The sequence below is a fragment of the Deltaproteobacteria bacterium genome (assembly GCA_020845895.1).
Taxonomy (GTDB): domain Bacteria; phylum Lernaellota; class Lernaellaia; order JACKCT01; family JACKCT01; genus JADLEX01.
Map to the genome: position 1 here is coordinate 34,774 of JADLEX010000032.1, position 25,080 is coordinate 59,853.

Genomic DNA, 25,080 nt, shown 5'->3' on the forward strand with positions numbered 1-25,080 from the left:
CCATTCCCCAGAGATTTTTCCGGAAACGCGTTCGTTCGGCGCGCCGCTCGCCGCGCCATGTCGGCACGACCTGGCGGCGTCAATGCGGTCATTTGCCTCCCACAACCGTGCCACAGCTACGTCAGTCGTCCTCTCCGGCCGGTTGTTCTTCGCAGTCCGAAGGGAACGGCAACATCCGCACGGAGAACGGGCAGACGACATTCATCGCCGACCAAGTGCCCCGAAAACGAGTCGGCTTTTCAGACATGATGTCCAAGGAGAACTCGTCGGTGCAGTGTTCGTATGCCACCCCGATTTCAAAAGAGCCGCCGTCCAGTTCCACGAAGCACCATTTCTTGTCGGCGTTTTGGCCGAAGACGTAGTGTGGTGCATCGATGCTGGCGTAGGTTCCGCGGAGCCGAAACCGTTTCCGCTCTTCGGAATAACCGAACTCCAGCACGCCGATGTCGATTCCGGCCTCGCTGCACAACTCGCCATAGGACTCGTATTCGCCGCTCGTCAAATCGTCGAATTGTGGCGTTGACTCGCAGGGAGCGGGTTTGTCGTCCTGAGAATCCGTACCGTTGTCGTCGCAATCGCACGCAGCGAAGCAAAGGGCGATGGCGAAGAGCAAAAACCGCCATGCGCAAACGCCTGGTTGGTTCTTCATTGCTTTTTCCCTCCTACCGGTAATACAGGTAGGTGGGATCGTTCGGCGCGCAGCTCGTCGCGCCGTGGCGGCACGGTCCGTTGGCGTCGGTGCGATCGTTCGCCTCCCAGAACCACGCCACGGCGACTTCAGTCGTCCTCTCCAGCCGGCTGCTCCTCGCACTCCGCCTCGCTGTTGTCGAAGCCGAATCGACACAGCACGTGTTCTTCATAGGAGGAGGGAGAATCACTCTTCGGGATCTCATTCAAGACGGCAAACGAAACCCCTTCGAGACACTTACGATATTCTATGGCTGCTCGAAACGGTCCGTCGACCAACTTCATATAGCATCGCCGTCCCTTTGGGTCGGTGACAGGATACAGGAAGGCTCTCGCGTCTGCCCCGTCGAAGGTTCCTTCAAGTTCATATCTTTGGAAATCCGCGGAATATCGGGCAGCAATAACTTCGATACCTACTCCCGCTTCGACACATGCCACGGCGGACTCGTTCAACTCAACCTCGACCGTGAGATCGTCGAAAACAGCCACCGAACCGCAAGGCGGGATTTTCTCCGATTCTGCGTCCTCATCGGCACCCCGACAGGTGACGAAGACAAGTGCTAATATTACGAAGGCGACGACGCTGCAGCGAATTCGAATGACGTCAGTCATGACTCTCCCTCCTATCGGTAGTAGAGGTAAGTGGGATCATTCGGGGCGCAACTCGTCGCGCCGTGGCGGCAGGGCCCGTCGGCGTCGGTGCGATCGTTCGCCTCCCAGAACCACGCCACGGCTACGCGCCGCGTCCCAGCTCCCCCGCTGCCATTCGGAACGCTCACGCCCGTGATCTCGATCTTGTAGCACCGGTTCGTCACGAAGTTCGAGAAATTCTGGTGCAGGCCCGTCACCGAGTTGTCGCCGATGAAGTGCAGCCAGTTGCCCTTCGTGTACTCGTCCGGGTCGGTGCTCAGGCTGTTCTGGGAGGCGATCGGGAAATAGACCCCGCCGCAGTTCGTGCTGATCGTCCGCTTCACCGTCGCTTGAATTTCGGCCGGATAGTTGTTGTAGAAGGGTTCGTCCCAGTACACGAAGATCTTGAGCAGCGAAGCCGCCGAGGGAATCGGATTCCCCTGCGCGCCCGGTTCGGCATTCAGGTTCATGGAGTAGGTGACGCCCGTCTGCACCTCGGGGATCACGACCGTGTTCTGAAACCACGGCGCATCCATCCCCGCCTCGGTGAACAGCCGCGCGTGCAGCCGCCCGGCGCCGTAGGTCGAGTCTCCGTGCCCGACGTAGTCCGCTCCGAACAGCGGCGTCTCGGTCTGGTCGATCATGCCGTCGCCGAAGTTCAGGACGTTCGCCACCACACGCACTCGATCGGACGCAAACGACGACCCGTGTCGACGCAGGAAAAAGTCCTTCATCACGGCGAAGACGCCCGCCACCGCCGGCGTGGCGGCCGAGGTGCCGGTGAACCTCTCGTAATAGATGCTCGCGTCCTGCCAGTCGCCGAGCCCGTGGTCGCAAGCGTGATTGTCGAAATCCTCGTAGGATTCCCACTCAATGCACGCATTCTGCGGATCTTGATTCGGCGATCGGACCCAGTAATGGTCGTTGCGAATCAGGGTGCCGTTGTCCGGGTTCGCGTCGCAATCGATTCCTGAGTTCCACCAGTTGGTGTCCGCATATCGGTTGTGCTCAACCGGGTTCGCGCCGTCGCGGTCGACCTGCGGCGTGTGGACCATGCCGACGTAGGACGCGATGTTGGGTTTGCGATAGCCTTGCTGGGTGACACCCCGGCTGCTGTAGCCGGTGATGAGGCTGACGTCGCGGAAGCGTTGGGGGTTCCACAGCGTATCGGTCGTCGCCGCCGTACGGGGATGGTCGATGTATTCGATCGCCCCGACCGTGACGACGTAGGGCGAGTTGCCCGGCGAGCCGATGGAGTTCTGCGGCGCTTCATCCGGGCACTCCTGGTTCCCATTGCCGGCGGCGTTGACGACGATGATCCCCTCTTCGGCCGCCGTATTGGCGATGGCGCTCAGGGCGTCGTTCGCGCCCCACTGCTCCTCGTTCGGGCACGCGCCGTTGGCCGTGCCGACGCGCGATCGACTGTAGACATCGAATCCGAGTTCGATGACCTTTTCGAAGGCGTGAATGTTGTTCTCCTTCTCCGACGAATGCATCATCGCGATCAACGCCTCGGGTGCTGCGCCGGTGTAGTGCGCGCGAATGCCGGATGGCACGCCGGAGTCCTGCCCGTCGGTCAAATCCGCCGCCGCGACGCCCGTGGACCACATGGCGTGTTGCGGAACGTTGCCCGAGCACAAAATGGTCTCGGGAAGATCCTCACCGCAGTACGGCGGAAACACGTTGTCGCAGCTAAACGTGTAACGCACGCGGGAGAACGCCCCCGACCCGTCGAAAAACGCGCGGTGTTCGTCGTCGAACTTCGCCCGTTCGTTGATGCCGATGATGATGCGACCCGTGTACGATCCGTCCGAACCTGTCCCGATCCCGGTATACCCCGCCAAATGATGCTGATTGATTCCCAGCATCCGCGCATTGTCGAGAAGCGTCTTGTAAGGCAGGAATACGGCGTCGAGGGTGTTCGAAATGTCCGCGTCGCGCTCTTCGCCCATCGCCTCGATGTGCGCGATGTTGTCGATCGCAAGAACAGCATCGATGCTCCCGGCGGGAATCCGCACCGAGGCGGCGTTGATCGCCCAGTATTGGCTCGCGATCTCGACTCCGGCTCGCTCGAGCGCGTCCACCGCGGGTGCCTGCGCCTGCCATGCATATTCTTTCTGCTCTTCGACGGCCTCACCGCGCTCCTGCCGAGCGCCTTCGACGGCTTCCGGACCGAAGTCCTCCCATGCCGACGGCAATGGCCCGAGATCGAGATCGAACTTCTCGCGAAATACGATGATCGCGGGAATGATGTCCTTTTCAGCCATCCCGTGAATTTCCTCGTACCATTTCGGATCGATTCTCGGAACTTCAACCGGCGCGTAGGCCGGGTGCAGCAGCTTCTCGATTTCCTCGTCGGTGTATTCGAGTTCGCGCAGGTACTCCTTCATTTCTTCATTGGTTCGACGCACGAAGGAAACCTGCTCCAGCGCATTCCCCGCCACGAATCGACCGTCCTCAGCCGAGTAACTGAAGTTCCGCCACGCGAAGAGGCGTCCATTCTCGTCGTAAGGATTTTCCTCGGAGTATTCGACCGGCTGATCGAGCGCGTAGTCGGGATTACCGATTTCCTGTTCATCCACGAGGCGATTGTTGTTGTCATACACGGTCCAAGACGCATAACGGATAGCGGTTTCCACCTGTTCGTCACTCGCTACCGAAGCGAGAAAACTGAGGGCGGAAAAAAGCAGGGTTAGGACGATCCCAATCGCAATCGGCCGAATGCCCCCCCCCCCTTTGCTATTTATTCCGGCATTTTCGGAATTTCGTGTTCTCTCGTCGTTCTCACGACCTGCGTTTGCCCATGACATCCAACGCACCGTGATTCGTCGTTTCATGACGCTTCCCTCCGTGAGCTGAAGGTATCACCGTACGAAGGCGTGTGTCAACGAAAATCAACAACTGCAAAACTCTTGGAATCGCTTTTACACACTCGGATTTTTAGAAGTCGCCCTGTCACGGCAGCTGCGCGCCGGCGACCCCCAGATCGAGCGACCAGATTTTCCCGCCGACGAGCTGCGTGGCGTAGAGGGTGGTTTCGGGGAACTCGCCGCCGCGGCTGAAGGCGAGGCTGGCGACGAAGGGCATGCCGTCCGCAACTTTTTCGACCGTGGGGCCGGCCGGGTCGATCCGCCAGATCGTGCCCATGAGGTTCGCCGCGACGTAGAGGCGACCTTCTTCGTCAAGCGCCGCTCCGTCGGGCGCGGAACCGACCGGCAGCTCGACGAAGAGAGACACGTCGCCCGGATCGCCATTTTCGTCCAGCGCGACGGACCAGATGCGCCGGTCGGGCAGGATGCCGCCCGCGTTGATGAAGGTCTGGCAGACGTAAAGCACGGACCGGTCGAGCGAAAAGACGAGCCCGTTGGCCGCCTCGATCGCGTCGGTAAACACGGAGGGCGCGCCCCCACCGGCGGGGACGAGGAACATGTCGGTCACGAAATCGTCAGACACGAGCAAGGACCCGTCGTCGCGCACCGCGATGAAGTTGGGGTCGGCGATCCCCGTTGCGATCGTCGTCTTGTCGCCGTTCGGCGTCATACGAACGATCGAGCCGTCGACCTCGTAATCGCCGAAATCGAAACCCGAGGTATCGCCGTAGTCGGCGACAAGGATGTTGCCGTCGCCGTCGTGCGCGAGGCCGAGCGGATCGACGAAGGTCGCGCGCGTCGCGTAGGTTCCGTCGCCGAAGATTTCGTGGACGCCATCGTCGCCCTGCACGAACATGCGGCCGTCCGGCAGGAATGCGAGGCCCTCGGTCTCGCCGAACTCGCCGTCCAGCAGCACGTCCGGCGTCACGGGCAGGGGAACCTCATCGTCGTCATCGACATCGTCGTCCGCGTCGTCATCGACATCGTCGTCCGTCGCGTCATCGTCCGTGTCGTCATCATCTGCGTCGTCGTCGACATCGTCGTCGTTGTCGTCGTCGACCGCCTGCCCCGAGCCTGTCGAGGCGTCGTCGTCATCGTCGCCGCAGCCCGGAACCCAAATCACCATCGCGATCGCCGCGAGAGCCCACATCGAGATATGACGCATGGAACTTCCCATCCAATCAGGAGATCGAGCGCGCGGTCTCGCCGGGACTCGCGCCCGGATTCCGCGAAACTGTGAGGAGCATAGCGCGGGCGGCGCGCGCCAAGAAGTCCCGCCTTGAAGACCCCCGGCGAATTTTCTACACTCATTCGGCCGCAATTCGGCGGACCGTTTGCGGCTCCGACCGGGCGGGGGGATCACCATGAAGATTCGCTACAACGGACATTCGTGCTTTTCGATCTTCGCGGCGGACGGGACGTGCGTGGTCTGTGACCCATACGAAACGGGATCTTACGGCGGCGCGATCGGCTACCTGCCCGTGGATTCGAAACCCGACGTCGTCACGATCTCGCACGAGCACCCGGATCACAACTACACCAAGGGCTTTTCGGGCGACTTCGCCCTGATGCGCCAACCGGGCGAGGCGAAGGGCATTCGCTTCGACGTGGTCGGCGCGGATCACGACGGCGAAGGCGGATCGCAGCGCGGCAAGGTGCGGATGTTCGACTTCACGGTGGACGGCATCCGCGTGTGCCACGCGGCGGACCTCGGCCACGTGCTCACGCCGGAGCAGGCGTCGGCGCTCTCGGGCGTCGATGTGCTGCTACTGCCGGTCGGCGGCTTCTACACGATCGACGCGAACGAGGCGACGGATGTGGTCGAGACGCTGCGCCCGCGCGTGGTGATCCCCATGCACTACAAGACCGACAAGTGCGGCTTCACCATCGACCCGGTGGACGGATTTTTGGCGGGCAAGACCAACGTGAAGCGCATCGACACGGACGAGATCGAACTGTTCGCCGATCGCCTTCCGGGCGAGACGGAGATTCTGGTGCTGAAGCACCGCCTATAGAACACGCGTAACGAGTCGTAGCGGGAATCGCGGCGCGATCCCGACTTCGCCGAAGGAGAATTCATGCTCAAGAAGATCGACCACATCGGCATCGCCACCACGAGCCTCGCCGACGCCATGCCGTTCTGGACGAAGGGACTGCGTCTGGAGAGCGTGCACGAGGAAGAGGTGCCGGACCAGAAAGTGCGCACCATGTTCCTGCCGGTCGGCGAGGTGAATATCGAGCTGCTCGAAGGCACGTCGCCGGAAAGCCCGATCTCGAAGTACATCGAGAAGAAGGGCGGGGGCATCCACCACATCTGTTACGACGTGACGGACGTGAAGGAAGCGCTCGAGCACCTCAAGGCGCAGGGCTACACGCTGATCGACCAGGAACCCCGGCGCGGCGCGCACGGCAAGCTCGTGGCGTTCGTTCATCCCAAGAGCACGGGCGGGATTCTGATCGAGCTGTCGCAGGACGACCCGCACCACCATCACGTCTGAGGTTTTTCGCCGCCGATCCTCGGATGGGCGGTCTTGCGTTGATGAGCGGCGCGGAGCGGTTTGCCCGCGCCGACGTTTCACACACTTTCTTTGGGGCTCGCCATGCGTGAGGCTTGGATTGTCGGCGCCGCCAGGACGCCCATCGGCAGTTTCGGAAAATCGCTCAAGGACGTTTCCGCCACGGATCTGGGGGTGGTCGCCGTGAAGGCCGCAATCCAGCGAGCGGGGGTGGACGCGAAGGATCTCGACGACGTGCTCATCGGCAATTGCATGATGCGCACGGACGAAATCAACACGGCGCGGTGCATCGCGCTCAAGGCGGGCATTCCGCACACCACGCCCGCCGCGACGATTCAGCGTCAGTGCAGCAGCTCGATGCAGGCGCTCGTCTTCGCGACGCAGCAGATTGGCATGGGCGACGCCGACATGGTGCTCGTCGGCGGCGTCGAGAACATGAGCCGCGTACCGTACGCCCTTTACGATATGCGTTGGGGCGCGCGCATGGCCGACGTGAAGGCGGTGGACATGCTCGTCGAAGGGCTCAACGACCCGCTCGGTCACTTCCACATGGGCGTGACGGCGGAGAATCTGGCCGAAAAATACGGTTTCACCCGCGAGGCGCAGGACGAGGTGGCGTACACGAGCCATTCGCGGGCGCTCGCGGCGATCGACTCCGGTGCATTCGCCGACGAAATCGTGCCGGTGCCGATTCCGCAGCGGAAGGGCGATCCGGTCATGTTCACGACCGACGAGCATCCGCGTCGCGAGGTTTCGCGCGAGAGCCTCGCGAAGCTCCCGGCGGTGTTCAAAAAGGGCGGCACGGTGACCGCGGGCAACGCCTCGGGGCTCAACGATGGGGCGAGCGCGGCCATCGTGGTTGCCGCCGACAAGGCGAAAGCGCTCGGTCTCAAGCCGCTGGCTCGCGTGATCGCGCATGGGCTCGCGGGCGTCGAGCCGGAACTGATGGGATACGGTCCGGTGCCGGCCATGACGAAGGCGCTCGCCAAGGCCAAGATGAACCTGAAGGATCTTCAGCTCATCGAGTGCAACGAGGCGTTCGCCGCTCAGTATCTGTCCGTGGAGCACCTGCTGGGGCTCGACCGCGCGATCACGAATGTGAACGGCTCGGGCATCGCGCTTGGTCATCCCGTGGGGTGCACGGGGCTGCGTATCGTCATCAGCCTCATCTACGCGATGCGAAAGCGAAACTTGTCGGTCGGCGCCGCGACGCTGTGCGTCGGCGGCGGCATGGGCCTCGCGACGATCGTGGAACTGATGTAGGCAGGGCCGCAACGGTCGATGACGGCGACCTCGCGAGGGGTCGCCGTTTTTCGGTCCGAAGCCCCGCCGGTCGGGCGACGCGCGCGTAAGTTATTCGTGCCTTTTCGTTGACACCCCGCGAAAGCGCGTGTTATGGACCACGAGGGCTTGTTCCGTCATTTTCTTGTCATTGATCGAGCCGGATGATCGCGAGGACCGAGGGGTCCGCCGCGTCGGCGCGACGCGAACGGAGGCGAACCGTGAAGCGAGCGGTGTGTGGACTGGCGATGGGGATTTTTGTGCTCACGGCGACCTTCTCGACGGCCGGTCAACTGACCCCGCCCCTCGACTGGGGAACGACGGCTCGGGCGATGGCGCTGGGAAACGCGATGACCGCCGTGGCGGGCGATCCGAGCCTGTCCTACCACAACCCGGCCGCGCTCGCGAACATCGACTCGTCGGAAATGAATTTCACCTACCTGTGGACCGGCCCCAACCTGGAAGGTGGCCCGAAGGGTGAACTCGAAAAATTCGACGAGGGCAATAACGTCGTTTTCTCGAATCTCGTCCTGGATCTCAGTTCGATCTTTCGGAACAAGCGCCCGCTCGCCTTTGGATTCACGATGAACTTCGACCGTAGCGGGCAAGGATTCATCAACTTCATCGATGTGAAGCGGCCGGACGGGTACTTCTACCGCTACGGTCGTACGAGCACGATGGCGACGACGACGCTCGGCCTCGGCATCACCGACTGGCTTTACATCGGCGGCGGCACGCTCATCACCCTCCGCGGAACGACGGATTTCACCGTCTCGACGGACCTCGGCGGCAACACCGAGGACGAAGGCATGATCCTCGACGCGCGTTTGGCGCACTCGCTGATCGCGTCGGTGTTCTTCGACTTCGAAAAGGCCAACCTCGGCGTTACCTACCGCATGGAGAACTACGGAAAATTCGGCGACATCATCGTGGACGCCGACGCCACGGTCGGCGAGTCGAGCCTGACGAAACTGCCGATGGTTCTGTCGTTTCAGGACACCTTCGTGCCGCAAAACGTGTCGATCGGCGCATCGTTCGATCTGACCGAAGATCTGATGTGGGCGGTGGACGGCACCTGGATCAACTGGGGTGCGTTCGACTCGCAGATCACGGAAGGCGATCTGCCGCGCAAGCATGCGACGATCGACTTTGTCGACGTGTATCAGCCTCGAACGGGGCTCGAATACTTCGTCGTGGAGAACCTGCCACTGCGCGTGGGATATCAGTACCAGCCGACGCCGATGCGCAAGCCCGGCAGCGACGGCAACATCTTCCTCGACAACGATCGGCACGTGGGTTCGATCGGCGTCGGATACACGATTCAGGAGCCGCCGGTTCTCGCGCTGCCGGTTTCATTCGATCTCACGTACTTCCACCAGTACCTGGTACCGGCGGAATACGAAGACGGCGACGGCGCGAAATTCGAGAGCAAGGGCAACGTCAACGCGGCCTCTGGCTCCCTCACCCTCCGATTCTAAGGGGCCGGACATGATCGGACGCGGATGGATCATCGGGGTCCTGGTGGCGGTCGCGATGATCGCGGCCTGCGCCCAGGACATGGAATACGAGAAAAAGGAATCGTCGGTGTTCGAGTTGCACGCCACGATTCCCGCGGACGGCACCGGCGGCGTGGCGCTGGCGACGAATGTGATCTTCCATTTCAATCGCCCGATCGACCTCGCGGCCCTGTCCGGGATGGAAGCGGAGCTGTTCCGCATCGAACCCGGCGGCGAGCGCATCGCGGTCCCCGCCCGGTTGGGTGCGACGGGCGACAACCTGCTGCTCATGCCGCTCGAGCGGCTGATGCCGAATTCCACTTACGAAGCCGTCGTCCACGACACGGTCCGCGACTCCGAAGGCGCGGCGCCGGAACTCGACGGACGAACCTCTCATGCCGTTGCGTTTTCGACGCGCGGCGAGCGAACCCTCGCGGGCGCGACCATGAGCGTCACGACGCTCGTCCCCGATCCGAGCGAAGAGGTCTACGACTGGAGCACGTTCCACGTTTATTTCTCCGAGCCGGTGGACCCGACGCTGCGCTACGGGGCGAATATCGCCATCCGGCGCGTCGGCAGCACGACGCCGATCCCGGCGGACCTGTTCGTCGCGGGCGGGCTCGTGGCCATCGATCCCACCTCCGATCTCGAGCCCGGGCGGCAGTATGAACTCTTCATCGCCGGTGCGCTCCGCGATGCCGGAGGGGAGCCGATCGGCGAGGACATCACGTACGTTTTCGACATTCGGGATTCGACGCCGCGGGCGACCCTGGTGGTGGAGCAATGCCCGACGATGTCGAACGCGTCGAGCTGCGAACCGGTGACCGACGTCGCGAAACTCGATTCGAGCAACTACACCGGCGAGCCCGTAAACTCCATGGTCATCAACTCGACCCTGCTCGGGCGAACGCAGGCGTTTCTCGGCGGACAGTTGCGCGTCGAGATGGGCAATACCGCTGCGAACACGAGTTCGGTCCCGGTGGTCATTCGCCGCGGGCAGAAACTTCACGCCAGCAGCCTCGAGGCGTTGTTCGGAGGTCGGATTCCGTCAGGCCTCGCAACGGGCGACATTACGCTGACCGTTCTCACGGATGCGTTCGGTTTCATGCAGAGCCCGGATCAGACTTACGGCATCCGCGGCGGAAAGGTCGGTCTGAAGTTCACGCTCGACGCCGCCATCAACACGGACAACTCGACCGCCAACGCGCAGATGGGACAGGCTCTGCTGGGACTGCGTCTCGTGGGGCACGCCGAGACGGTCGACAACGGCGTTCTCTCGATGGAGGTCGCGACTTACGAGACCGTGGACATTTTCGGCGAGTCGATGGATGTGACCGTGTCTCTCGGCCTGCGTCCCCCGCAGGGCGCGTATCAGAGCGACGGCGACAGCACGGCGCCGGGCGTGGAGTCGTCATCGCCCCGCCCGTATGCCGAAAGCGTGCGCCTCGGGGACCCGATCCGCATCTATTTCAACGAGCCGATTCGCAGTTCGTCATCGACACCGATCTCGCTCTGGAGCGCCGCATCCCAAACCGGCGTCGCGGGGCGGATCTCGATCAACGGACCGAAACTGACTTTCGAACCGAATTGGCCGCTCACGCCGCTCACGGAATACGAGGTGCGTCTCGATACGTCCATCTCGGATCTGGCGGGCAATACGAGCATCGAGCCGATTCGCTGGCGGTTCACGACCGGCGCCGCGGAGGCGACGCAGGTTCCGCCGCAGCTCGGCACGAGCGATCCGGGGCTGAATTCGCTGGTCGCGCATCCCGCGCACCTGCCCGTGCAGATCTGGTTTACGCAGATCATGGACCCCGCGTCGTTATCGCTGGGTGACACGGTGTTCGTGACGGATCTGACGGCCGGGGGGCCGGTCGAGGGGACGCTCGACGCGAACTGGACGAGCATCGTCTTCACGCCAAACGAGCCCTTCGACCCGGAACACACGTACCAATGGCGGGTGACCGACGGCGCAATGAACATCGCGGGGATCGCGCTGGACGTGGACGGAGACGGATTGCCCGGCGGGTCGATTGCCGACTCCAGCGTGGCGACGACGTTCCGCGCGGTGCGCGACGACGACGTGGTGAAACTCATCTTCGAACTCAATCCCGCGGCGGACTCGGATACCTCCGGATATGTCGACGGTGCGGAGACCGCGACGGACGTGAACTACTTCGCGATCAACCTCTTCGGCCTGTTCGGAACGCCGAGCTACGCGACGGGATTCATGGTCGGCCACGTGCGTCCGCTGGATACCAACGACGACGACGCGGCGCTGCCGATCGCCCTGGTGGACGGCACGCGGATCTTCTCGACGAATACGGGCATCGATTTGGGTAAGGCGTTCGGACGCGCCGATTACGGCCCGCTCGATACCGGCCCGATCCGCATCGACGCGGCCACGCAGGGTTCGGCGGACGTTTCCACGGGCGTGGACGGTTTGCCCGAAATGGCGGTCGATCTGCCGACGCAGTTCGCCGTGTCGAACCCGCTCTTTGCGGGGCTCATCGTGCCGGAGGTCGACTTCAAGGCGACGGGCGCGGTGGCGTTTTCGACCGACGGACGCATCATCGCCGACATCCGCGGGACGACCAGCATCCGCCTGAACATTCCGTTGACGAGTTGGGAGATTCCGCTGCCGGCGTCGATCAACCTTCAGGCGGTGAGCCCCGCGCCGTAAGGCGCGGAGTCATCGAACGTTCAGGTCGATCCAGTTCGAGTCGCCCGCGGCGTCGTTGCGCAGGACAACCCGATAGGGCAACAGAGAGTCCTCGAGTTCAGGAAGCGCGACCACGAGGCGGGTCTCGTCATCCGGGTCAGCGACCGTATCCAGACGGAATCCGCCGCCATCCGGATCTTCGATGATCGCGACGATCGGATCGCCCGCGCGCTGGACCCAACTTCCGAACAATTGAAGCTCTCCCGGGTTAGCGGACGAAATCGAAGCTCCCTGGATCGTGTGGCGATGAGGACGTGTTTCGGGGTCGATCGCAATCAGGTCGACGAAGAGGTCCTCGCCCCCGACAGCACCGATCACGCGCGCGAGTCCCAACTCCGTGTTCCCGACCGGGCCGGTCATCTCGATCTCGACGCCGTTCGGCATCTCGTAGGAAAACACGCCGTCGGCGTCCGTGGTCACGGTGATGCGGTCGGACCCGACCACCGCGCCTTCGGCATCGGCCACGGGATCGCCGGGGCCACCCGTAGCCGCGTCGTATTTCCGAAACGTGCCGCGTATCTGCGACCAGCCCTGAAGGGACACGGCCACGCTCTGCGAACCAGGCGAAAGATCGACTTTGGTTCGCCCGTCGTAGGCGCGCTCGCCCATGTTGTCCGTGACCTTCACGAGAAACTCGCGATCGCGGCCGGACGGGATCGACATTCGGATCTCGTAAGGCTGCGGCGTATCGCCGCTGGTCAGCGGAAAGCTGCGCCGCACGGTGCGCAGGTCGTCCGCCCGGACCTCGATGAGAACATTGTAGAAACGCTCGGTCGCGCTCGGGGTGACCAGAGCCCACTGTATCGACACGACGGCAGCATCGCTTTCCGGCGTGTCGTTGGAGTACAGGCAGCCCGTCGATCCGAAGACGGACAAGACGGCCAGGGCGATCGCGGCGAGAACGCGGGTCACTTCTTCACCAGCGGGCGGTTTTTTTCGATCAGGTCGTTGAAAATGATGACAAGGGAGACGTCCGACTCTCGATCGATCTCAAGACCCTCCGGAATATCCGGCGATCGACCGTCGTTCGATGGAAACGGTTCGAACTCGGCCAGCGTCGACGTCTCCACCCCGGTCCCGCCGATGGTTCCGGTCAGCTTGGTCGGGATATCGCGAAGCGGACTGTCCCCGAGGTTTTTCACCTGGCCGGGCAGAGATTCGGCCGGCGGGAAATAGCGAATGGCCGTGTTGCTCTTCAGGGATTCCGTGAATTCCGGGTTTGCCGACTGCGGAATCGCCACGCCGGACGCACGATCCACCGCGCACCACTGACCGGGCGAAACCGTGTACTTCACCCGGTCGTCTTCGGGCCTGGAAACGTCGATCGATCCGGCGAGACCGAGAATCTGCGTTCGTTCTTCGTTGCGTTCGTGGCGGACGGCGAAATACCCGTCGCCCGTGACGATTTTGGCCGACTTCGTCGCGATGCGGGCCGGAATCGCAGCTTCGTTCGGGCGAACCAGGACGCGGGCGTCGCCGGAAAGGATCGCGATGTCGCCGATCGAACCACCGCCCGAAACCCGGTCGAACAGGACCTGCGTGTACGGACCGATCGTGACGAGCGCGTTGTCCGCCCACCGGACGAGCGCCCGTCCCTCATCATCCGAAACCAAGTGGTCGCCGGGCTCGATCACGATGCCCGGCGCGAGCGCAACGTCGCCCACGCCGGGGCGAACGATCGTCACGCGGCCTTCGACGGCCAAGGCGACGATCTCCGAATCGGCCCGAGCCGCGGTAGGCGCACTCCCGACGACGACGGAACAGAGAACAGCGGCGATGAGCAGTCGAAAACGGAGCATCACCCTACCGCGGTTGGAAAACAAAAGGAGGTTATCACAGCGGATCGGCTGGACAAAGTGCCCGCCCGCTGTCGCGCGCGGCGGCTTACGCGGGCGAGATCTTGATGAGAACGAACGAGAAGAACACGAAAGAAAAAAGAAGAAACGTGACAAGGCCGAGCGCGATGTGAAGCCGCTTTTCCGAAGGTGTCGGATCTTTTTTTCCGGATGCGAACCCGGTGTACGCGAGCGACATGAAACACAGAGCCATGGCGACGCGCTGCACGGGTCCCGCGGGGGAAAACTGGAAGAGGAGAAAGTAGATGGCGAATACGAAATTCGCGAACGGCGAACTGGCCGCATGAAGCTGACGGATGACGGCGTTGTTGGGCGAAACCAACCGCACCACACCCGTCACCGCGCCCGCGAACACGGCGAGATAACTGATCGCAAGAAGAATCGCCTCCATGAACACTCCGGAAAACGAAGGGAAATTCGCGAAGCGCGTTGACTCGATGGCGCGAACGCATGATGGCGGCACGCCCTTTATTTTGCAAGCGGTCCACGATAGAGTTCGCCACCAATCGGGCTCAAGAATCGCCGACATGAACGCCGCTTTCGTCATCGTCATCCTCTTGTCCATCGCCATGGCGGCCGTCGTGGTGATCGGTGCGTTGACGGGCTTTTGGCGACGGCGCGATCCGCTGCCCGCGGATATGCTCGACGGCGATCTGCCGGTCGGCGGGGGAGCGCGCGGCGAGTATCTGGGCAGCCGGACCCGCGACGGCGACAAGGCCGAGGCCGCGCAGGGATTCCTAGCCCCCGGGCCGGGTCTGTTTTTCGTCGATCAAAAGGGCGTCAATTTTCTCGTCGATCACGCGCTGTCGCCGATTCACATCCCGTTCGCGCGGGTACGGAACGCATCGGTGCGCACGCGACAAACGGGCGCGCATCGCGGTAAACCGGCGCTCGCGGTGGACTGGGTCTTCGAGCCGGCCGTTCTTCGATCCGTTTTCCTTCTCGACGACCACGACCGTTGCGGGTCGCTCGCGCGGGAGATTCTCGCGGCGATCGGCGAGCGTCACGACGATTCGACGGCGCGATGATGGCGCTGCGCGCCTACAGGATGATCGCGCTGCGAGCCTGCATGATGATCGCGCTGCGAGCCTACATGTCGTTCGGGCCGCGCGCCGCCGGGCAGGTCGCATTGCTGATCGCACTTGCTCCCGTGTGGACGACGGTCGCGTATGGGGGGACGAATCAGCTCTTCGAGGAGTTCGGGGTCGGCCCGCGCGACGGCGCGATGGGGAACGCGGGTGTCGCGCTCGGGCAGGACTATTCCGCGGTCTATTACAACCCGGCCGGGCTTGCGTTTCAGAAGGGACACCACGCGGTCTTCGGCTGGAAAGCGATGTACAAGGAGCTGTATCTCGAGATCGAAACCACGCCCGGCCACAACTATGCCGAGACCTACCCCGATGCGGGCGTGCTGCTCATCGCGCTGACGACCGACTTCAATTTCGAGGGGCGGTTCAGCAGCTTTCTGACCGAGCGTTTCGCCGTTGGTCTCGTGCTGGGACTCGGCGACTATCTCAAATCGTTCACGATCTACGCCGACCCCAACACGCCGTACATGTACCGGTACAGCGACCGCAACGCCGCGCTGTTGCCGCTGTTTTTTTCGGCGTCGTTCAAACTCTTCGACTGGATGTCTTTCGGCATGGGCGGCGCGACCGCTCCGTCGGATACGTACACGGATGTGACCGCGAAGACCGAGATCCGGGCGTCGGATCAGAGCTTCGAAACGAATCAGGGAATTCTGTCGCGGACGTTTTCCAAGGTCAAACCGTCGCTGGGTCTGCTCGCGCGCGCGCCGGCCTTCGGCGACCCGACCGCGCTGCGTTTCGGCCTCGTCTGGCGCGACGAAGTTTCGACCGTGGACGGCTCGGGCCGCATCCGCACCTCGACCCGGCTCGTGACCGACAGCGGCGGGACCGTGCTGGAACTGCCGTCCACCGACAACCCTCTGCGTTCGCTGACGGGCTTTTCCCCCATGGCGGTGACGCTCGGCGCGGGGCTCGCGCTGCCCGCGGACAACGTGCAGGTCGACGTGAACTGGCGGCGGTGGTCGGAGTTTCGCGACCAGACCGAAAACTACACCGATCCGCGTTTTCGAGACCGCATTGACGCGCGCTTCGGTTACGAGCACGTCTTCGATCCGAATGTCGAGTGGGCGGAATCGATCGCGCTGCGTGGCGGATACTATTTTCAGCCGACGCCCGCGCCGGATCAAAGCGGTGCGCTGAACATTCTCGACAACGACAAACACGTCGTCACCACGGGATTCGGAATCGAGTATTATGACCCCACGGAACTGGTGTTGATGCCGATGAGTCTCGACGTGGCGTATCAGTTGCACGCGCTGGTCGATCGCGTGACCGAAAACGATCGCGATCCCGATTGGCACCGGATCCGGACCGGCGGCCAGATTCACCAGTTCGAGTTTACGCTGTCGATTCAATTCTGAGCGGTGGAGGCTTGATGCTGCGTTGTGCACTTGCGGTTGCGCTCCTGGCGACGGTCTTCGCCGGCTGCACCGAGGGCGAGAATTCGGAAACCGTCGAGGTTCCGACCGCGGAGCCCAAGGATGTCGGTCAGTCGGATGAAGACGCCTGCGCGTCCGAGACGGCCGAGAAGCTCATGGAGATGGATTGGGACGGCGACGGCGAATACGACGTGTTCGATGCGGATTGGGATAACGACGGAGTGCCCAATGACGTGGACAACTGCGCGTGGTACGCCAACGCGGATCAGGCGGACGCCAACGAAGACGACCGCGGAGACGCTTGCGAGGGCGTGGAAGATCCCGTCGATGAGTTGATCTATCCCGCTTCCATATCGCCGGCGTTCGTCGTGGGAGTCCTCGTCGCGTTCGGGTTTCGCGCGCGAACGAATCGCGGCGCGGCGAAGCAACGCGTTCGGGAGCGCGTTGTCGGACGGGGCGGCGTTTGATAACGTGATGACGATCCGATCGAGCGGCGCCGGCGCGACGTCACCGGGCGACGATCGCATCGAGGTATGGAACGTGGGGGTTGGTCATGCGTTTGTTCGCGTTTTTCGCGATTCTGGGGCTTGTCCTCGTCGCCTGTTCCCCGCAGGGAGAACAAGACGGCGACACGTCGTCTTCGGCTCAACCCTTGACGCAGGCACCCCCGTCGCCGCCCCGCGCGGGCGACCCCGTGCCCAACCCGCAGGCGCTGCTGCGCCCGGGCGATCTCGGAGGCGGCGAGTACCTGCTCTCCAACGGACGGCGGATCACCCCCGCGGGCACCTACGTGGAAACCGCGAGTTTTCCGATCGATGTCGCCGTGAGCCCCGACGGCGAGACCGCCGTGGTGGTGACGGCCAAGACCGCGGGATTGCACCTCATTCACCTCGATACGGCATCGATCACGCAGACCATCAATCTCTCGCACGGCTATTCGGGCATCGTGTTCAACGCGGCGGGGGATCGGTTCTGGATCGCGGGGGGCGCGTCTCATCTCGTGCTCGAGTACTCGCTTTCCGGCGGCGTGGCGGCGGAGCAGGCGCGGATTCCCGTGAACAACATGCCGTCGGGGATGGCGCTCTCTCCGGACGAGTCGAAGCTGTACGTCGCTTGTTATCTCGGCAAACGTGTCGCGGTGGTGGACACGGCGACCGGCGAGGAGATCGACAGCTACGCCGCGCACCTCTTCACGTACGACGTGAAGTTGTCGCCGGACGGTACGCGGGCTTACGCGGCCAATCACGGGCCGGGCACGGTCTCCGTTCTCGATCTCACGGACGACGGGGACGAGATCGAGGAGATCACCGTGGGCGCGAATCCCGAAATGATGGCGCTCAGCACCGACGGGAGCCGGCTGTATGTCGCGAATTCCGATTCCGACGACATCAGCGTCATCGACACGTCGTCGCTCGCCGTGATCGACGCGTATGAGCTGAACGCCTCTCCGATGGAACCCAAGGGCGCCTCACCGACCGCGGTCGAAGTCTCCGCCGACGGCACGCGGCTCTACGTCACCTCGTCGACCTACAATTCCATCGACGTGCTGGACGCCGCCGATGGGACGATGTTGGGCCGCATCCCGACGGGCTGGTATCCGACGAACGCATTTCTCGACGAGGCGAACGGCCGCCTGGTCGTCGCCAACGGCAAGGGGCGTGGGTCCGCCGGGCTGAGTTTGTGGTCGGGGTGGCAGGGCGGACTTTCGATCATCGACCTGCCCGACGACGGGGAATTGGCCGCGTACACGGAGCAGGTCGAGGACAACATCGCGTGGGCGTTGGGATTTTTCGATTTAACCGGCGTGTCCTCGCCGATCCCCACCGTGCGCGGCGTCGCGTCGGAGCAGATCAAGCACGTGGTGTATGTGCTGCGCGAGAACAAGACCTTCGATCAGGTGCTTGCCGATTTCGACGGGGTCGAGGGTGACACCGGCCTCCAGAACTTCCACGAAGACGTCATCCCAAACGCCTACAAGCTCGGCCGTTCCTACGTCCTACTCGACAACACCTACACCGAAGGCGACACCAGCGTGCTCGGGCACCTGTGGGCGACCTACAACAACGTCAACGACCACGCCGAAAAAGCGTATAACGCCGGCGGCATCTACCCGCTGCCGGACGTCGATCCGAACACCCGCCCGCAGGGCAAGACGATCTTCGAGGTCCTGCTCGATGCCGGGATTCCTTTCCGCAGCTACGGGCAGGTGGTCGGCCTCGCCCACGATCTGGAGCGGTTCGGGCCCTACATGGATTTCAAGTACGGCTTCTGGAATATGGGTGTGTCGGACGAGGTGAAGGTCGACGAAATCATCCGCGAGGTCGACGCCGGAATCTTCGAGCCGTTCACGTACATCTCGCTTCCCAACGACCACACCTACGGCAGTTCGTCCGGCGCGCCGACGCCCCGCTACCTGATGGGCGATAACGACGCCGCGCTCGGCAAGCTTGTCGAGTACTATTCGTCGCGCCCCGAGTGGGAGAGCACGATCATCTTCGTCATCGAGGACGATCCTCAGTCGGGGACGGACCACATCGATCCGCACCGCACGCCGGCCTTTGTCATCGGGCCCTACGCGAAGCGCGGTTACATCAGCAAAGTGATGTACTCCATGCCGAGCGTGTGGGCGACGATCGGGATGATTCTCGGCGTGCCGCCGATGAATCAGTACGATCTGTACGCGTCGCCGATGTACGACGCCTTCACGATGACGCCGGATTCCTCGCCCTACGAAGCGTTGGCGAATCCGATCGAACTCGAATTCAACTCTTCCCCGCTGCCCTTGCAGGAGTACTGCGACAACGCGGACTTCAACTCGCCCGACGCGGTGTCGAGACTCGGCGAGGTGCTCTGGGCGCTCACGAGGCCCGGCGAGCCATGGCCCCATCACCACGCGCTTTCGCCGGACCTGCGGGAAGACGAAGCGGAAGAGGAAGAGGAGGTCGCCGAGTACCACGCGATGGTGGAGCGGGCGACCGCCTACGCCGCCGCCCGCGGGATCGCGGTGCCGCAGCCGCCGAAAAACCGCAGCGTCTTCGTCCGGCCCGCTCGCTAGACCGGACCGCGAATTTGAATCGGGAGTGCGCGAATCTGTTTGTCGTGCGCTCGAAAATGAAATTGGGAATGACATGTCCGCGAGTCCGTCGCCCTTGACGTCCACGCTGAACTCCTTGGAAACGCGACTTGCCGCGATCGAGCGGCTCGCGGGGGAATACGCCATCGGGTCCCTCGCCGCGCGGATCGAGTCCGTTCGGGATCATGTCGCGGGCGATGGGATCGTCGATGTCGTGGTGGTCGGTCAGTACAAGGCCGGCAAAAGCTCCCTGCTCAACGCGGTCCTCGGGCGCGATCTCCTGCCGGTCGATGTCCTCCCCGCCACATCGGTCGTGACACGCGTCATGCCGGGGTCTTCGGACGAGGTGATCGTCCGTTACCTCGACGGGACCGCCCGGAGTTACCCGACGGACCGGCTTGCGGAATTCGTCACTGAAGCCGCCAATCCTGACAACACAAAGGGCGTCGAACGGGCCGACCTCGTCGTGCGTGATTCGACCGCACCCGCGGGGTTCCGCTTTGTCGACACGCCGGGACTGGGGAGCGTGTTCTCGCACAACAGCGAGCGTGCGCGTGAGTGGCTGCCGCGCATCGGCGCCGCCCTCGTTGCGATCCGCGTCGATCAACCCATCGGCGAGGCGGACCTCGATCTCATCCGCGATCTCGGCGCGCACACGCCTGACGTCGCGATTCTCCTCACGAAGACCGATCTGGCAACGAAGTCCCAGATCGACCACGTGCAGACGTTTACACGCAAGACGCTGCGCTCGCGTCTCGGCGTCGAATATCCGCTGATCCCGGTGTCCGTGAAAAAAGGCTCAGCGGCTTCGCTCGAAGCGATTCGGCGGCACCTGATGGGCAGCGACGCCAGTGTCTCGGCGGACCGCTCCGCGCGGATCGCGAGGCACAAGCTCGGGCAACTCGGCCATCAGTGCCGCGTCTACCTGGAGCGGGAACTCGCGGCGGCGAATGCGGGCGAGGTCGCCGCCGGACGGATTCGGGACTTGGCGGCGCGCCAACGTCGGATGCTCGCGAAAACGCGCGAGGAACTGCGTCGCGAGATGGAACACCACAAGTCGATTGTGATGGAGTCGTGCGTCGAGCACTTTCGCGCGCAACGCGACGCCACGACCGTTCGCGTCGAAGAAGAATTCGACCGAGAGTTCGCGCGTTGGGATGGAAATCTGGCGGAACTGACCGCTCGATATGCCGAATGGATGGAAAAGGTGCTGAACGCGCGGCTCGCCGCACGGATGGAAGAAGGTGAGAGGACGGCGCGGGAAGCCGCCGACGCGGCGCGCGAGTCCGTGGGGCGCGTCCTGCGTCTTGTCACCGGCGAATTGGCCGATGCGGTCGGGCGGACGCTGGGTCGTCGTTTCGAAACCGAAATCCCGGAAATCCCGTTGCACGCGATGGCGCGGCCCGACGTTCGGGTTCCGCGCGCCTTCGAGATTCCCGTCGACCTGTTGTGGCGAATCATCCCCATGAAACGCCTTCGGTCGAGGGTCGAGCGGTCGATGCGCACCAATATCGCCTGGAACGTCGAGAAGAATCTCCTTCGATTCGGCGCGCAGTGGGGAGAGCGGGCGTGCGACGCCATCGACGCCGCGCAGACGGCGGCCCTCGTGGCGATCGAGTCCGAACTCTCGTCGGTGGAGCGCCTGGCTGCCGCGTCGCCTGATCGCGCGGACGCCATTCGAACGGCGCTCGCGACACTCGACGAGGTGTTTCTCGACTCCTCCGAGTGACCGGAAACGCGACGGAGAAACGAGCGGCGTTCCAGGACAACGAAAAGGCTCGCAAGTTCAAACACTTGCGAGCCTTGAGGAATGAGTCGGGATGACTGGATTTGAAGCTCCCAAGTAGCCCAAACCGATAACCGACGCACTACGCCATGTTGCCAATGATTTCAAGGACTTCCACGCCTCGACCTCAGGTCGCTTCAGGTCGTTTGAGGGCTGTTCAGGACGCTTCAGGACGTGCAAAACTGGCAATTGACAGTGCGCTGAAAGTGCGCATCTTGGCCGTATGGAAAAGCGCTTACCAGACCTGCCGCTCACTCCGGAACAAGCACGGCGCGGGGTGGCCAGATGGCTCTACCGAGAACCTCTTCGCAAAGAGCTCATGGACTCTTGGTTGGCCTATCGAATCTCGCTTGTCGGGGACCCTCGCAATCCGGTGACGTTTAAAGAGTCCGTCGTCCGACGAAAAATTTCGACGGCGACCAAATCTCGATCTCCTTTGCCGGCGGGAGCCCCAGCCTTTGAGCACCAGCAGGCGTTCATGGCGGCATGGATCGACGCGGCGCTGGATGTGTACGCCACCAAGGATCCGATGCCGGTCCAGCGGTTCTCGGACACGTCATATGGAGAGGCGTTTTTCGACGCGCTGAGTCTGTTGCTGGAAGACAACTTTCAACATCTTGCCGATCGTGCGTTCTATCGCACCGACGAGAATTGGGCTTTGGTCAACACGCGGTCCGCGCTCTTTGGTTCGGAGCGTATGGCGAGCCTTGCGCCCCCCATGCAACAAGAGGTCGCCCGTGTCCTCCTCCGCCTGCGCTGCGAGAACCTTCAGAAGGTGAGACAGGGAGATCGTCAACAGGCGCTCCGCCTTCTGACGGCCGACCCGACATGGATCACCTCGCCGGCATTTACGACCATGCTCCAGTCGGATTGGGAGAAGTTTTTGGGCGCCGAAGACCTGCGGGCGGACTCCCTGATTCGCGCCGTCGGTCGCCGACTTCGGGGACGCCGAGAACGCACGTCCGGCGAAATCGAGTCGACGCAGCACCTCGTCCGCCGTTTGGCGGTGAGCTATCTGATCGCGAAGGGGCCCCAAGTCAGCTTCGAAGATTTGCTGGTTGCTGTGAACAATGCGCTTAAACGTCGCAAGGCTGCCAAGGTGACCGATGACACTCTGGCGGCATATCTCAAGGGCATTGGCGTTCTTCGGAAATTGGCGAAACGCATGCGGTTCCTGATCGATGACCCGCTCGGCGAGGCTTTCGTGGAGACGGCGCCATATTCCCCGTTCCTCGACGAATCCGAGTTTGACGGATCTGACTCCACCGCGACCTCGTCCGGTCAGCAAAGCCGCGCCGAAGGAAGGCTCGCCGCGAACGACCCCGCGGTGCCCCGCGCGAGCATAAAAGTCGCGCGCACCCAGGGTCGTGCGCGGACTTCGGAAAAATTTTCGGAAGAATTATTCGACCCCGGATGACACACCGGCAGGACGCCATGAGGGCCGCCGCCGAGCGATCGAGACTGCCAAATGATGTGGACCGGGAAGTGATTGATCGACTCGCCTCCCAGATGATGCTCGAGGTGACCCGCTGACGAGCAGTTCGCTTCCTGCTTCTAGCAGGCCGTTGAAAAGCTTGCCCTTCGCTCTGGACCTCGCGTGAATCGCGGTTGGATTGTGGCATGCCCCGTTTGATGGAGCCACGATACGCGGCGAAACCCCGACCCGGACGACGATCCTCTTCCCCCTGAACATCGAAGCCGCAACCGGCGGCGCACTCGTCATCGGTGTTTACTTCACGGACTCCGATGAGATCCGGCACACAATGGGTTTGTGGTCCCAGTAGATCGCGTCCATGACGGGCGGCACGCCGTCCGTAACGCCAGGCACAACGCACGTCCCCGTCAACTCGTCGCTGACCACATGGTCCACATGAAGGATGAGCGCGTAACTCGGATCGACGCCGGCGCGGTCCGCGGAAAGATAGTCAAAGGGCAGGCCGTCTCCCACATGCTGATTCCAAACGCGTGCGCTCTCGTCGATGACCGGCGCGAGAAATGGGTCCGTGTTGATATCTCCCATCACCAGATTGACGTCGCCGTCAGCCAGAGGCTGCCCGTCTCCGCGGTCCTCGAAAATCTGGCGGAACTGATCGGCACGGCAGGCGCGAACGTCACCCTCGAAACCCGATGACGCGTGCACGTTGACGAGCGTCCAATCCGCGCCATTTGTTCGGTTGAGGGCTACGCTCCACGCGCGTGTGCGACTTGTGCATCCGCTGGGCGGAGCCATGCCGAAAAAGCCGTCCAGGCAAAAGGATTCGTCGTCGCAGCCGGCGAATGATGCAAAGTCGCGTCTCACGACGCCGCAGTTGTCGGGGTGATCCTGCGAGCAGGCGACCTGATAGTCCGGGCCGAATACTCGCTCGAGCTGAGTGGGGCGATCCGGCGAGTAATCCCGGCATACGAAGTCCAGTTCCGGATCCACCGGGATCTGTTCGCACCAAGGGTCGTAGAAATTCTCCTGGAATACGGCCACGGCGGGGCGGATTTCGGCCACGTATTCCCCGAGCGCTTCCTCGGCGGGATTCCAGGAAAGACTATTCTCGTAAAACTCGTCAGCGATGTCGGCCATCTCGGACGTGTACCCGTCGTCCCCGAGGTCGTGGAAAAGCCCCGGCGTCGTCCCCACATTGAACGTCATGACGATGATCGGCTCGTGATCGTCGTCACCGACCGAGTCATCGTCTGGGAGCGGAGGCCACGTGTCGTCGTCGACAACGGCCGCGTCGTCATCCTCTTCGTCGCCGTCCCCTCCGTCGTCGTCCCCTCCGTCGTCGTCCGCGTCGTCATCGGCGACTGGGTTGCTGCCGGAATCGTCGTCTCCGCCGCAGCCAAGAACCAAGCCGACACCAAGGCACAGCACGGACAAGAACGCCATCAATAGAATCTTTTTCCTCAACTTCTCCCCGCGCCATCAGTAACTCATTCGCCCTTCGGCTTCGGATATTCCATTTCGCATTTGCCGATGCACTCCCTCAAGGAGGGGCAACCGTCCGCGTCGAGGGGCTCGGGACATCGATCTTCCCCGAATCTGTTCCAGCACGCCTCGCAGCAACCGTGTCGCCAATAATTCCAATCCTTCGCCGGGCTCCCCATCGGCTGTTCGACTCCCGCTGGATGGATGCCGCCGGACGGAGGTCCGGAAACGGCTGCACAGCCGGGCAGAAGGACCAGGAGTATGGCTGACAAAAGCGTCTTCCATCGGGCAGCCTTCAATCTACCGGCTTCGCTTTGCTTTGAGTTTCTTATGTTTGTCATGCCAAGACCTCGCTCTTTCGATAAAAGGCGAAGACAGCGCACATAGGCCGTGCGGTGCTCCCCCATTTGAGGACCACGGGGGAATGTGGGATTCCTTGGTGGTTGGTTCTCCATGATCCCGTGTATCACATTCCGGCACCGTCGTAGTAGTCTGCTGTTGCCCGCGCGGAGGATAGGGCTCTGCTGGGGAGCAACCCGAGCGCCGCTGGTATTCCGGCCGGAAGAAAACTCTGCTCAGCCCATCGGATTTTGCGGATTAGGAAAATCCCGGATCCTAATTTGTCGTCCCTGGGCCCGCGAATTGCCGGTGACGCGGAAAATCAGTGCGCGAAAACCGCAGAGCGCTCGTTCAAAGCCAAGCACCCGAAAATTTTTCCGATGGAAGTGGCTCAGAACCCCTCCAGGCGTACAAAAATCGGCTTGGCGTACACGTTGCCC

At 62.8% G+C, this 25,080-nt stretch carries 19 protein-coding genes; 11 read left to right on the forward strand and 8 right to left on the reverse strand.

Going from position 1 to position 25,080, the window contains the following annotated elements; translation table 11 throughout:
* Nucleotides 1-121 precede the first annotated feature (121 nt).
* The 4 genes from IT350_03975 to IT350_03990 all read right to left on the reverse strand — a co-directional run bounded on the left by IT350_03975 (nt 122) and on the right by IT350_03990 (nt 5,352).
* A complete protein-coding gene (locus IT350_03975) occupies nt 122-613 on the reverse strand; it encodes a hypothetical protein (protein MCC6157186.1) in 492 nt (163 codons plus the stop codon).
* Nucleotides 614-777: 164 nt separating this feature from the next.
* Nucleotides 778-1,299, reverse strand: coding sequence for a hypothetical protein (locus IT350_03980; protein MCC6157187.1), 522 nt, complete (start codon nt 1,297-1,299; stop codon nt 778-780).
* Nucleotides 1,300-1,310: 11 nt separating this feature from the next.
* Nucleotides 1,311-3,956, reverse strand: coding sequence for a S8 family serine peptidase (locus tag IT350_03985; protein MCC6157188.1), 2,646 nt, complete (start codon nt 3,954-3,956; stop codon nt 1,311-1,313).
* Between the two features lie 316 nt (nt 3,957-4,272).
* A complete protein-coding gene (locus tag IT350_03990) occupies nt 4,273-5,352 on the reverse strand; it encodes an SMP-30/gluconolactonase/LRE family protein (protein ID MCC6157189.1) in 1,080 nt (359 codons plus the stop codon).
* 199 nt (nt 5,353-5,551) lie between these two features.
* Between IT350_03990 and IT350_03995 the strand changes: the two genes are divergently transcribed.
* From IT350_03995 to IT350_04015, 5 genes are all read left to right on the forward strand, one after another.
* Nucleotides 5,552-6,202 carry an MBL fold metallo-hydrolase gene (locus IT350_03995; GenBank protein ID MCC6157190.1) on the forward strand — a complete coding sequence of 217 codons (651 nt, stop codon included), beginning with the start codon at nt 5,552-5,554 and terminating at the stop codon, nt 6,200-6,202.
* 63 nt (nt 6,203-6,265) lie between these two features.
* Nucleotides 6,266-6,685 carry a methylmalonyl-CoA epimerase gene (mce, locus tag IT350_04000; GenBank protein MCC6157191.1) on the forward strand — a complete coding sequence of 140 codons (420 nt, stop codon included), beginning with the start codon at nt 6,266-6,268 and terminating at the stop codon, nt 6,683-6,685.
* Between the two features lie 102 nt (nt 6,686-6,787).
* Nucleotides 6,788-7,966, forward strand: coding sequence for an acetyl-CoA C-acetyltransferase (locus IT350_04005; GenBank protein ID MCC6157192.1), 1,179 nt, complete (start codon nt 6,788-6,790; stop codon nt 7,964-7,966).
* A gap of 239 nt (nt 7,967-8,205) precedes the next feature.
* Nucleotides 8,206-9,462, forward strand: coding sequence for an outer membrane protein transport protein (locus tag IT350_04010; GenBank protein MCC6157193.1), 1,257 nt, complete (start codon nt 8,206-8,208; stop codon nt 9,460-9,462).
* 10 nt (nt 9,463-9,472) lie between these two features.
* The gene (locus tag IT350_04015) at nt 9,473-12,163 is read left to right on the forward strand and encodes an Ig-like domain-containing protein (protein MCC6157194.1); all 2,691 of its coding nucleotides are present in this window, start codon (nt 9,473-9,475) and stop codon (nt 12,161-12,163) included.
* Nucleotides 12,164-12,172: 9 nt separating this feature from the next.
* Here the strand turns inward: IT350_04015 and IT350_04020 are convergent, their stop codons facing one another.
* From IT350_04020 to IT350_04030, 3 genes are all read right to left on the reverse strand, one after another.
* A complete protein-coding gene (locus IT350_04020; protein MCC6157195.1) occupies nt 12,173-13,114 on the reverse strand; it encodes a hypothetical protein in 942 nt (313 codons plus the stop codon).
* Nucleotides 13,111-14,001, reverse strand: a complete 891-nt coding sequence (locus IT350_04025; GenBank protein MCC6157196.1) for a FecR domain-containing protein — start codon at nt 13,999-14,001, stop codon at nt 13,111-13,113. Before IT350_04025 ends, IT350_04020 begins: the two co-directional genes overlap by 4 nt.
* 85 nt (nt 14,002-14,086) lie before the next feature.
* Nucleotides 14,087-14,449, reverse strand: coding sequence for a hypothetical protein (locus tag IT350_04030; protein ID MCC6157197.1), 363 nt, complete (start codon nt 14,447-14,449; stop codon nt 14,087-14,089).
* Nucleotides 14,450-14,585: 136 nt separating this feature from the next.
* Here IT350_04030 and IT350_04035 point away from each other — a divergent pair, with 136 nt between their 5' ends.
* The 6 genes from IT350_04035 to IT350_04060 all read left to right on the forward strand — a co-directional run bounded on the left by IT350_04035 (nt 14,586) and on the right by IT350_04060 (nt 22,801).
* Nucleotides 14,586-15,086, forward strand: coding sequence for a hypothetical protein (locus IT350_04035; GenBank protein MCC6157198.1), 501 nt, complete (start codon nt 14,586-14,588; stop codon nt 15,084-15,086).
* Nucleotides 15,086-16,507, forward strand: a complete 1,422-nt coding sequence (locus IT350_04040) for a hypothetical protein (protein MCC6157199.1) — start codon at nt 15,086-15,088, stop codon at nt 16,505-16,507. The genes IT350_04035 and IT350_04040 overlap by 1 nt, the downstream gene beginning before the upstream one ends.
* Before the next feature lie 14 nt (nt 16,508-16,521).
* Nucleotides 16,522-16,992, forward strand: coding sequence for a thrombospondin type 3 repeat-containing protein (locus IT350_04045; GenBank protein MCC6157200.1), 471 nt, complete (start codon nt 16,522-16,524; stop codon nt 16,990-16,992).
* Between the two features lie 86 nt (nt 16,993-17,078).
* Nucleotides 17,079-19,580, forward strand: a complete 2,502-nt coding sequence (locus IT350_04050) for a bifunctional YncE family protein/alkaline phosphatase family protein (protein MCC6157201.1) — start codon at nt 17,079-17,081, stop codon at nt 19,578-19,580.
* 94 nt (nt 19,581-19,674) lie between these two features.
* On the forward strand, nt 19,675-21,327 hold the full coding sequence (locus IT350_04055; GenBank protein MCC6157202.1) for a dynamin family protein: 1,653 nt from the start codon (nt 19,675-19,677) through the stop codon (nt 21,325-21,327).
* 388 nt (nt 21,328-21,715) lie between these two features.
* Nucleotides 21,716-22,801: a hypothetical protein gene (locus IT350_04060; protein MCC6157203.1), complete on the forward strand. Its 1,086-nt coding sequence runs from the start codon at nt 21,716-21,718 to the stop codon at nt 22,799-22,801.
* 312 nt (nt 22,802-23,113) lie between these two features.
* Here the strand turns inward: IT350_04060 and IT350_04065 are convergent, their stop codons facing one another.
* On the reverse strand, nt 23,114-24,262 hold the full coding sequence (locus IT350_04065; protein ID MCC6157204.1) for a hypothetical protein: 1,149 nt from the start codon (nt 24,260-24,262) through the stop codon (nt 23,114-23,116).
* Between the last annotated feature and the right edge of the window lie 818 nt (nt 24,263-25,080).